The sequence below is a fragment of the Labilibaculum manganireducens genome, from assembly GCF_002843385.1.
Classification (GTDB): Bacteria; Bacteroidota; Bacteroidia; order Bacteroidales; family Marinifilaceae; genus Labilibaculum; species Labilibaculum manganireducens.
On the sequence record NZ_MVDE01000014.1, the window covers coordinates 77,520 to 88,952 of the forward strand.

An 11,433-nucleotide genomic window follows, 5' to 3' on the forward strand; every position below is an offset into this window, starting at 1 on the left:
ATATGATGAAAAAACTATATAATTTATTAACATTTCTGATTCTATCAGCTGTAGTGTATACGAGTTGTACACCTGATAAATACGATCTGGAAAAAACCGATATCAAATCTGAAGATTTGGTGGAAGGCATAGCTTATACGATAACACATGATACTGAAAATCCAAATATTGTTTATCTGACAAGTTTAATGGAATCAAATTATCAGTCTTTATGGAGTCATCCTCAAGGAAGAAGTCAAACGCAAAAGGATACGTTAAAGATTGCATTTCCAGGTGTTTATAAGGTTCTTTTTGGTGTGAATACAAGAGGCGGTGTTGTTTTTGCCGCCGATTCTGCAGAATTTGTAATTGATGAATTCTATTCTGGTTTCGTTGATCATATACTATGGACTAATTTAACTGGAGGTGTCGGACATGAAAAAACGTGGCGACTGGATTATGGTTCTTATGGCCTTGCTGCAGGACCTTTAACTTATTGTGAACCTCAAACAACCTGGGATGAATGGCAAGCCGGTACTGCCTCAATTGGATGGGCTCCTGCATGGGTTGGTAATGAATGGATTATAGAGGAAGCTGATAAAGACAGTAGAATGACTTTTAGCCTGATTGACGGTGCTGAGATAACTACACATAAAGTTACCGAAGGAGTGGATGAGGAAGGAACTTTTTCACTGGATGTAGATAATCATACTATAACTACTACAGATGCTACCATTCTTCGTTCCAACAACTTTATTGCCAATGCAACTAACTGGAACCAGAATTTGGCTATTTTGGAGCTAACAGAAAATCAGTTGATGGTTGGCGTAAGAAGAACAAATGATGAAGGAGATTACCTGTATGTTTGGAATTTTGTTTCTGATGAATATGCTGAAAATTATGTACCGGATGATGTTCCTGATCCTGAACCACCATATGATGGTGATGCTAATAATGATTTAACAACAACAGTTACTGTTTCAAAAACATGGAACATTGATATGGATTACCCATACAATTGGTTTGGATTAGATGGCAGTGCACTAAGTGAGGTTGCTACCTACGGAAGTGATCCTGAAGGATTCACTTTTACAACATGGACACCTCCATATGATCAAGCTATTTTTGAATCCATAAACTTATCCTTAACTAAGCAGGGGGATAAAGATGGAAATTATGAATTAGTAACTGCAGACGGCACAGTGGTTGGAAATTATACAATTGATGATTCTAACAATATAGATTTTGGCCAACCTTTGAGTGTGTTTTCAGGTGTTGGAGGTTGGTTATCTTTTGGTACAAGCGAAGCTGAAAATCTGACGAATACTTTAAGAGTTATTGTTTCTGAAAAGGATGCTCTTGGGAATATTGAAGCCATATGGTTGGGCATGAGATCGGCTGATAAGGATGAATATTTAGCATTGCATTTAAAACCAAGTAGCTCCGGTGGAGAAGAGAATCCAGAAGTAGCTCTTAAGAATATTATTTGTGGAAGTACATGGAAAATTGATTCCGAGCGTAGCTATGATAAAACTACTAGCTGGGGAGCTGAACAAGGTCCTGTTATTTTTTCAGATTATTCTACTTGGGCTTATAATCCTCTTCCAGGACAACATTATGCTGCAGGTGAAGCTGATATTGACTATGGTAGTATGAAATTTGAATTAGACGGTACAGTATCTGTTAGTCAACATCGCAGAATCTACACGTATGTTGATGAAACATCTGGTGAAACTCTTGTTCGTAATGGTTCTCCTGAAGATGGAGATATTCTGGATACGGATGATATTGTAAATTTAAACGGCACATGGACACTTGATTTGGATAATAATAAATTAAGTATGTCTGTTGGAGTTGTTCACCCATGGACCTGCGATTATATGGTCTTGGATTGGGGAGATCTTACAATTTACCGTATTGATGGAGAAGCTATGTTGTTACAAGCTTTGCGAGATCCTAGATCAGGAGAGGATGCATTTCAAATGAATTATGTTTTTGTACCTGCTCAATAGATTAGAACTTTAACAGATGTTTTTATCCCGCCCGTTAGTGGGCGGGATTATTCTATAATCAAAATCACAAACAATGAAATTACACCATATGTTACTATCCATTTTAATTGGGTTAATGGTTTTTGGAGGGTGTTCGAAGGATGAAACCAGTGTAGATCCGGAATTGGTAGTTTCTGTAGATAAGCTGGATATAACAAAAGCCGGGGAAACAAAAACCATTCATGTTAAAAGTAATGTGGATTGGACGATCGAAAGTTCAGAATCGTGGTGTAAAGTTACGCCTGAATTTGGAGGAGCCGCAACAAATCCTGTTCAAGTTGCTGTTGAGGCAAATGCTGATACCGATGAAAGATCAGCTACTCTTACAGTAAAAGCAGATAACCTGATTAAAGAAATTCAGGTGGTTCAGGCTCCGGATTATGCATTATTACTAAAACAAAGTGTTTTCAGCCTTACTGCTGATAACCAGGAGTTAAGTATCGGGTTTCAAACATCAGGAACGGTAGAAATTGCTATTGACGGAGATTGGATTACAAAGAAAGAAGCAAAAAGTATAGTTGATGGATCTCAGACCTTTATCATAAGTGCAAATGAATCTTTTATCGCACGGGAAGGCAGCATCAAATTTACTTTAGATGATATTACTGAAATTGCAACGATTAATCAAAATGGAATCGATGTGAACATTCCTGCTGACAAAACCGGTGTTGAAAGTGATGCTGTGACTTTAGCCGGTAAAATGATAGCCGGATGGAATATTGGAAACTCTTTGGAGGTAACCGGAGGAGAAACAGGCTGGGGAAATCCGGTTGTTTCCAAGCAACTAATAGATGGAGTTAAGGCTGCTGGGTTTAATGCAATTCGTATTCCATGTGCATGGGATTCTTATATTACTGATAGAGAAACTTACAGGGTTTCGGATGCTTGGTTTGCCAGAGTAAAAGAAGTGGTTGATTATTGTTACGAAAATGAAATGTATGCTATCTTAAACATCCACTGGGATGGTGGATGGTTAGAGAACAATCCAACTTACGATAAACAAGACGAAATAAATAAAGAACAATATGCCCTTTGGCAACAAATTGCTGTGTATTTCAGAGAATATGATGAGCACTTACTATTTGCAGGAACCAATGAAGTGCATGCTGATTATGGTACACCTTCAACCGAAAACATTATTGTTCAGCAATCATTTAATCAAAAATTTGTTGATGCTGTTCGATCTACAGGAGGAAAGAATGCCTACCGAAACTTAGTGGTTCAAACTTATAATACCAACATTGCTCATGGAGTTAATTTTCATGAAATGCCTACCGATGAAGTTGCAGATCGGTTAATGCTTGAAGTACACTATTATGATCCTTGGGATTTTTGCGGACAGGAAGAAAGCGGTTTCAAAACCCAATGGGGAGCTGGCTATACAGATGTTTCCAGTTATGGACAGGAAGACTACCTAAATGAACAATTTGGAGCCATGAAAACCAAGTATGCAGATAAAGGTATTCCTGTAATCTTAGGCGAATACGGAGCCATGTTACGTGCTGATTTGACCGGAGATGCATTAACAACTCATATTGAATCAAGGAATAATTATTTGAAAACAGTTACAAGCGCAGCTAAAGCAAGTGGGATGATTCCTTTTATTTGGGATAATGGAGGTACAGGTAATAATAGTTTTGGATTGTTCGATAGGAGTACTGGTAATGAAGTTCATTCTGATGCTATTGACGCTATAATTGAAGGAGCGACAGATTAAAAATACTTGATATATAGAAATTACTAATCTCAGTTCTTTCGATGAAAAAGAGTATTGCAATGGCTTTTAAAATAATATTTTATGATTTTAAAGAAAAAGAAATTAACTATATTTTGTGCAGGACTGGGGATGTTGGGAGTTCTTGCTTCCTGTTCGCAGCCAAAATATGAAAAGTTAGAGAATGGGGTAGTTGTTTCTCTTAATAAGAAGGAAAAAACAGAAGCTGCCTTGGTGAAATTGGAGGTTGTTTCTGACGACATTATTCGCGTTAGTTCCACACCGGAAAATTCATTTCCTGCAAGGGAGAGTTTGGTTGTATTGCCTCAATCAATTACAACAGATTATACTGTAGAAGAGAATCAAGATCAAGTAACACTTTCCACAGCAAGTATGAAAGCAAAGGTATCTCTTTCAACAGGAGAAGTGTCATTTTATGATTTAGATGGGCAAGTATTATTGAAAGAAGCAGAGGGAGTATCTAAAGGATTTACGCCAATTGAAGCCGATGGTTTTAAAGGATATTCTTTTCAACAGGTTTTTGATTCTCCTGAAGATGAGGCGTTCTACGGTTTGGGTCAGCACCAAAGTGATGAATGGAACTACAAAGGTAAAAATGAGGAGTTGTATCAGTACAATACCAAAGTATCTATCCCTTTTGTTGTCTCGAATAAAAATTACGGTCTTCTTTGGGATAATTATTCGTTAACACGTTTTGGCAACCCTAATGATTACGGTCAATTGTCACAGTTTAAGCTGTACAATAAAGAGGGAAAAGAAGGTGCTTTAACTGCAACATATACAACAGGAAAGGGTGAAGAATTTGCAAAAAGGGATGAAGCAGATATTGATTATGAAAATTTGGAAACAGTGAAGAAGTTTCCTGCAGATTTTCCTTTTAATAATTCCAAAATTGTTTGGGAAGGAGAAATTGAAGCCAAGGAATCAGGTATTTATCATTTTAAATTGTATTATGCCGGATATACTAGTGTTGAGATAGATGGAAAAGAAGTAGTTGGGGAACGTTGGAGAACAGCATGGAATCCGAATACTTATAAGTTTACCGTTGAACTTAAAAAAGGAGAACGTGTTCCTGTTAAATTGGATTGGAAACCTGATGGTGGTATTTCTTATGTCAGTTTGAAAGCATTAAGTCCTCGTCCTGCAGAAGAACAAGGTAAATTGGCTCTCTGGTCAGAAATGGGACAAGAGCTTGATTATTACTTTATTCACGGCGATAATATGGACAAGGTAATTAGCGGATACCGTCAATTAACAGGGAAAGCAACTATTTTGCCTCGTTGGGCATATGGTTTTTGGCAAAGTCGTGAACGTTATAAAACTCAAGATGAAGTAGTAGGAGCGTTGGCTGAATTTCGTAAGCGAAAAATACCGATTGATAATATTGTAATTGACTGGTCGTACTGGGAAGAGGATCAATGGGGAAGTCATAAATTTGATGCTTCACGTTTTCCTGATCCACAAAAAATGATGGATGATATTCATGCGATGAATGGACATGCTATGATTTCTGTTTGGCCTAAGTTTTATACAAACACTGATAACTATAAGGAACTTGATGCAAAAGGATTTATGTATCAGCAAGCGGTAAAAGATAGTGTGCGCGACTGGATTGGGAAAGGACACATTGGCTCATTCTACGATCCATATTGTAAAGAGGCACGCCAGCTTTTCTGGAATCAGATGAAAAGTAACATTTATAATTTTGGAATGGATGCCTGGTGGATGGATGCTTCTGAACCTGATATTGTATCTAATTCAAGCATGGAATACCGTAAAAAACTAATGACACCAACCGCTATCGGCTCATCAACAGAGTTTTTTAACACCTATGCACTAATGAATGCAAAGGCCATTTATAACGGACAGCGAAGTGTAGATCCAAATAAAAGGGTTTTCTTATTAACCCGCTCTGGCTTTGCCGGATTGCAGCGATATAGCACTGCAACCTGGAGCGGTGATATTGGAACGAGATGGGAAGATATGAAAGCGCAGATTACAGCAGGCATGAACTTTGCTATTTCGGGGATTCCTTATTGGACAATGGATATTGGTGGTTTTTGTGTTGAAAAACGTTACGAAAACGCAAAAGAAGGCAGTAAAGATTTGGAAGAATGGCGCGAATTAAATACCCGTTGGTATCAGTTTGGATCTTTTGTTCCATTATTCCGTGCTCATGGACAGTATCCATACCGCGAGATTTATAATATTGCACCAAAATCTCATAAAGCATATCAGAGTATTCTGTATTATAATAAGTTAAGATATCGATTAATGCCATATATCTATTCTTTGGCAGGACATGTATATTTTGACGATTACACCATTATGCGTGCACTGGTAATGGATTTTACAAAGGATACCAAGGTAAATGATATTGATGATCAATACATGTTTGGACCTTCAATAATGGTGTGTCCGGTTTCTAAATTTAAAGCACGTGAACGTCAGGTTTATTTACCTGAGGGAAGCGATTGGTATGATGCATACAATGGCTCACTTTTAAAAGGCGGACAAACGATTAATGCTGATGCTCCTTATGAAAAGATGCCTCTTTTTGTAAAAGCAGGATCAATTTTGCCTGTAGGACCAGAAATTGAGTACACCAGTCAAAAGTTAAATGCACCAATAAAGTTGGTTGTTTATACCGGTGCTGATGCTCAGTTTGAATTGTATGAAGATGAAGGACTAAACTTTAATTACGAAAAAGGCAGGTACAGTACAATCTCAGTCAAATGGTCTGAAAATGACCAAAAGCTGACTATTGGAGGGCGGAAAGGTGAGTTTGAAGGAATGCCGCAGGAACGAATATTTACTATTGTGTTTGCCTCTGAAACCAATAAAATAGATTTCAACTTTGATAATTATAAAGGCAAAGAGGTTAAGTACAATGGCAAATTAGTTAAAGTTGAATTGTAATAAGCCATAGCAAGTAATATAATCCCGGCAGGCAATTGTTTGCCGGGATTTTTTAAGGTAAGTATGATGAATATCAGAATAATATTTTTTTTATTGTTGGCAATGCTAATTCAAGTGTCAACTTATGCACAAAAGGAAAGTGTACCCGAAAAAGGATTTGTAAGTTGGCTGCCTGCAGCCAAATGGGAAGATGCTTTACTGTCGGGTAATGGAACTATGGGAGCTATGGTGATGGGGAATCCGTTTAAAGAAACTATTATTCTCAATCATGCTTTGTTGTACTTGCCCAATGAAGCTCCTGTAATACCGCCGGATATGACTCCTTATTTAGACGAAATTAAACGTTTATCTTTTGAAGGGAAATATCAGGAAGTGGCCGAATTAGGTGTGAAAATTTGGAAAGATACCGGATATGGTGAAAAAAAATGGACAGATTCCTATGTGCCTGCGGCTAACCTAACGATTGATATGCCGGCGTCAAACGTAAAGAATTACCGGAGAATGGTAAATTACGAAACAGCGGAAGCCGTAGTTGAATGGACGGATCAAAATGGAACATTTAGCAGGAAAACTTTTGTTTCAAGGGCAGATGGTGTTGTTGTAACTCAAATTAAAGGAACTGCACCAATAAATGCTCAAATCTCTTTGCATCAACATCCGCACACTTGGGAGCAGAATGGTTTAATTGACTCACTGATTAAAAAATCGCAAACAAATATAGAAAGTGATTTGATGCATTATCATGTGGAGTATGCTAAGCCACATTCGCATTCTCCGGATGGTTACGATGGTCTTTTAAAAGTGATTAACAAAGGAGGTGAGGTTTCAAAAACTAAGGGGTGTTATGAAGTTGAAAATGCACAGGAAGTAATTATTCTTACCTGCATTGAACCATATAAAGGAACCAACGAAGAATCATTGTTAACCATTCAAAATAGATTGAATAATGCCGGCAATGATTATAATGCTTTACTTAACAGGCAAATAAACAGTCATGGTGAATTGTACGATAGAGTTTCTTTAGAACTGAACATTACGGAAGAAGAAAAAGAAATGACTTCAGAAACATTGGTTTCAAAAGTGAGAGTTGGCACAAGCGCAGGTATTATGCAGCGCCAGTTCGAAGCCGCACGTTACAATATTTTGTGCGCTACGGGAACTAATCCACCAAATTTGCAAGGTATTTGGAGTGGAACATGGACACCTCCATGGTCGGGTGATTTTACTCACGATGGTAATGTGGAAGTTGCAGTTTCGAATCTGCTCAATGGCAATATGCCCGAATTGATGATGGCTTATTTTGATTATCATGAGCGAATGATGAATGATTACCGAATTAATGCGAAACAATTTTATGGGGCGAGAGGTATTCATGTTGCCGCTCATACCAGTACGCACGGTTTTAATAATCATTACGATGAAACATGGTGCATGGAGTACTGGAATGGTGGTGCCGGTTGGACAGCGTCTTATTTTTACGATTATTATTTGTATACAAAAGACAAAGAGTTTCTGAAGAAGAGAGCTTTTCCGTTTATGAACGAAGCCTTGATGTTTTGGGAAGATTTTTTGACAATGGGTGCGGATGGTAAATACATAGTAGTTCCGTCTTATTCTCCTGAAAATAATCCATTGGAGCATCGTTGGCAGAATTGCATCAATGCAACTATGGATATCATGATCATTAAGGAACTAACCCGTAATTGGATATCTGCAGCTAAGATTTTGGGTCTTAGTCGAAAAGAGATACAGGAGAAAGAAGAATTCCTGAGTCATCTGCCCGATTATCAAATAAGTAAAGATGGTGTTTTGCGTGAATGGCTTTGGGATGGATTCACCGATAATCAGGCACATCGTCATGCCTCGCATTTGTACGGATTATATGAGGTGCCGGATCAAGATATTTTGGAGTCGGAAGCTTTGCAAAATGCGGCTAAAAAAACGATTCATGAACGGATGAAAATTCGAAAGATGTACCAAGGTGGCGAAATGGCTTTTGGAATGTGCCATTTGGGGTTTGCTGCTGTAAATATGAAGGATAAAGCAACCGCATCAGAGATTCTCGAATATTTATCACGTTTTTACTGGACAAATAGTATGGCAACCACACACAATCCTGGTAATCTCTTTAATATGGATATTAGCGGAGGTTTTCCCTCCTTAATAACCCGTATGATTGTGAATAGCAGATCTGGATATATTACCATTTTTCCTACTTTGCCTGATGATTGGGGAAGTGGCGAGTTATCTGGTGTTTTAGCACGTGGAAATATTAAAATAAACTGCATTAAATGGGATGAACGGGAAGTTAAAATCCAATTGTCATCACAAAACGAACAGGAGGTAACATTGGAAATCGGAAATGGTATTCAATTGAAGAATTTTAGTGTAAATGGAGCAAAATATAAAATAAAAGATGGTAAGTTAATGCTCTATTTAAGTAAAGATAAAATTGTCGAAATTGAGGTTTCCCGTTTAAAGTAAGCGAAAAAAGAAAATTAAAGGAATGAATATGAAAAATATACTATTATATATAGGAATAACACTTGGAGTGATGACCAATGTAAATGCACAAAGTGATGCAAAAACAGAAAAGAAAATTGATGAAATAATCAATCATTTGACTCTTAAAGAGAAAGTAGCGATGTGTCATGCGCAGTCAAAATTTAGTTCTCCGGGTATTCCGCGTTTGGGTATTCCAGAGTTGTGGATGTCTGACGGACCTCATGGAGTGAGAGGTGAAATAAACTGGGATGATTGGGGCTATGCTAACTGGACAAACGATTCGATAACTGCATTTCCTGCACTAACTTGTTTGGCGGCAACTTTTAATCCTGAACTTTCGCATGAATATGGTGCAGCCATTGGAGAGGAGGCACGATTTAGAAAAAAGGATGTTTTATTGGGACCTGGCGTTAATATTTACCGGACACCACTTAATGGACGTAACTTCGAATACATGGGAGAAGATCCTTATTTGGCATCAGTTATGGTTGTTCCTTACATAAAAGGAGTTCAGGAAAATGGTGTTGCAGCATGCGTTAAACATTACGCACTTAATAATCAGGAAGAATGGCGCGGACATATCAATGTAAACCTTAGTGACAGGGCCCTTTATGAGATTTATCTGCCGGCATTTAAAGCGGCAGTTGAAAAAGGTCATGTCTGGTCCATAATGGGAGCTTATAATCAGGTTCGGGGCGAGCATTGTTGTCATAGCAATTTACTGCTAAATAAAATATTGAAAGGAGAATGGAATTTCGATGGAACCGTAATTACAGATTGGGGTGGAACTCATGATACAAAACAAGCAGCTTTTAATGGATTGGATATTGAAATGGGAACGTGGACCAACGGATTAACTTCTTCTGCTAAGTTCGCTTACGACAACTATTTTTTAGCGGATCCTTTTTTGAAAATGATTCAAGATGGCGGAATTGACGAATCGGTTGTTGATGACAAAGTACGACGAATCCTGCGGTTGATGTACAGAACCAATATGAACCTAAATCGTTCGCTTGGCCGAATGAATAATGTTGAACATACTCAGGCAGCACGAAAAGTTGCCGCAGATGGTATTGTATTATTGAAAAACAAGAATGAGTTTTTCCCTATCAATCCGGACACGAATATCAAGATTGCTGTAATTGGTGAAAATGCTACTCGTTCAATGACTGTTGGCGGCGGTTCGTCAGAATTAAAAGCAAAATATGAAATATCACCATTGGAAGGTATTAAAAACCGCTTCAAAAATGCGACCATTCTTCATTCAATGGGTTATGCTTCCGGACCATCAGCTTATGGACGTGAAATACCTTCCAAATTGAATGCCGATTCGTTGGTGAAAGCGGCAATTGATGTGGCTTCAAAAGCAGATGTTGTATTATTTATTGGAGGACTCAATAAAAATCATTTTCAGGATTGTGAAGGTGGAGACCGCAGGCATTTTGAATTGCCGTTCGGGCAAAATGAATTGATTGCAGAATTGTTAAACGTAAATAGCAATCTGGGAGTTGTGTTGGTTAGTGGAAATGCGGTTGAGATGCCTTGGTTAAATCAGGTTAACGGATTAATACAATCATGGTACAATGGTAGTGAGGCCGGAAACGCTTTGGCTGATGTTATTTCGGGAGATGTGAATGCTTCAGGAAAACTTCCTTTCTCATATCCGGTTAAATTAAAAGACAATGCAGCTCATTATTTTGGAGAACTTTCATACCCGGGCGATAGTATTAATCAGTACTACAAAGAAGATATTTTAGTTGGTTACCGTTGGCACGATACAAAAAAAATTAAACCTTTGTTTGCCTTTGGTTACGGATTGTCCTATACGGACTTTAAGATATCCGATCTTACTGCAGACAAGCAGATTTACTCTAAAGGAGATAAGATAAAAGTTAGCTGCTTGTTGGCAAATACAGGAGAAGTAAAAGGATCAGAAGTTGTTCAGGTTTATATTGGTAAGCTAAAATCAAAAGTTGAGCGGGCTCTAAAAGAACTCAAAGGTTTTAAAAAGGTTTCTTTGGATTCAGGTAAAGAAGAACAGGTAGAGATTGAAATTTCTGTTGATGATCTGGCATTTTACGATGAAGCAATATCAGATTGGAATCTGGAAAAAGGCACTTATATTATTTATATTGGTAATTCTTCTGATAATATTATTCAAAAACAAAAAATAAATATAAAATAGAGAATTAGGGATGGGGTTTGCCATCCCTTTTGTATTTTAACCCTGAAATAAATTTACAA

At 37.7% G+C, this 11,433-nt stretch carries 5 protein-coding genes; all 5 read left to right on the forward strand.

Annotation, left to right across the window (positions count from 1 at the left end; genetic code table 11):
* The first annotated feature begins 5 nt into the window (after window positions 1-5).
* On the forward strand, window positions 6-1,991 hold the full coding sequence (locus BZG01_RS10815) for a hypothetical protein (RefSeq protein ID WP_143470883.1): 1,986 nt from the start codon (window positions 6-8) through the stop codon (window positions 1,989-1,991).
* 73 nt (window positions 1,992-2,064) lie between these two features.
* On the forward strand, window positions 2,065-3,747 hold the full coding sequence (locus tag BZG01_RS10820; protein ID WP_101309852.1) for a cellulase family glycosylhydrolase: 1,683 nt from the start codon (window positions 2,065-2,067) through the stop codon (window positions 3,745-3,747).
* 81 nt (window positions 3,748-3,828) lie between these two features.
* The gene (locus tag BZG01_RS10825) at window positions 3,829-6,684 is read left to right on the forward strand and encodes a TIM-barrel domain-containing protein (protein ID WP_180327286.1); all 2,856 of its coding nucleotides are present in this window, start codon (window positions 3,829-3,831) and stop codon (window positions 6,682-6,684) included.
* Between the two features lie 66 nt (window positions 6,685-6,750).
* Window positions 6,751-9,168, forward strand: a complete 2,418-nt coding sequence (locus BZG01_RS10830) for a glycosyl hydrolase family 95 catalytic domain-containing protein (protein ID WP_180327287.1) — start codon at window positions 6,751-6,753, stop codon at window positions 9,166-9,168.
* 28 nt (window positions 9,169-9,196) lie between these two features.
* Window positions 9,197-11,374, forward strand: a complete 2,178-nt coding sequence (locus BZG01_RS10835) for a beta-glucosidase (protein WP_180327288.1) — start codon at window positions 9,197-9,199, stop codon at window positions 11,372-11,374.
* Window positions 11,375-11,433 lie beyond the last annotated feature (59 nt).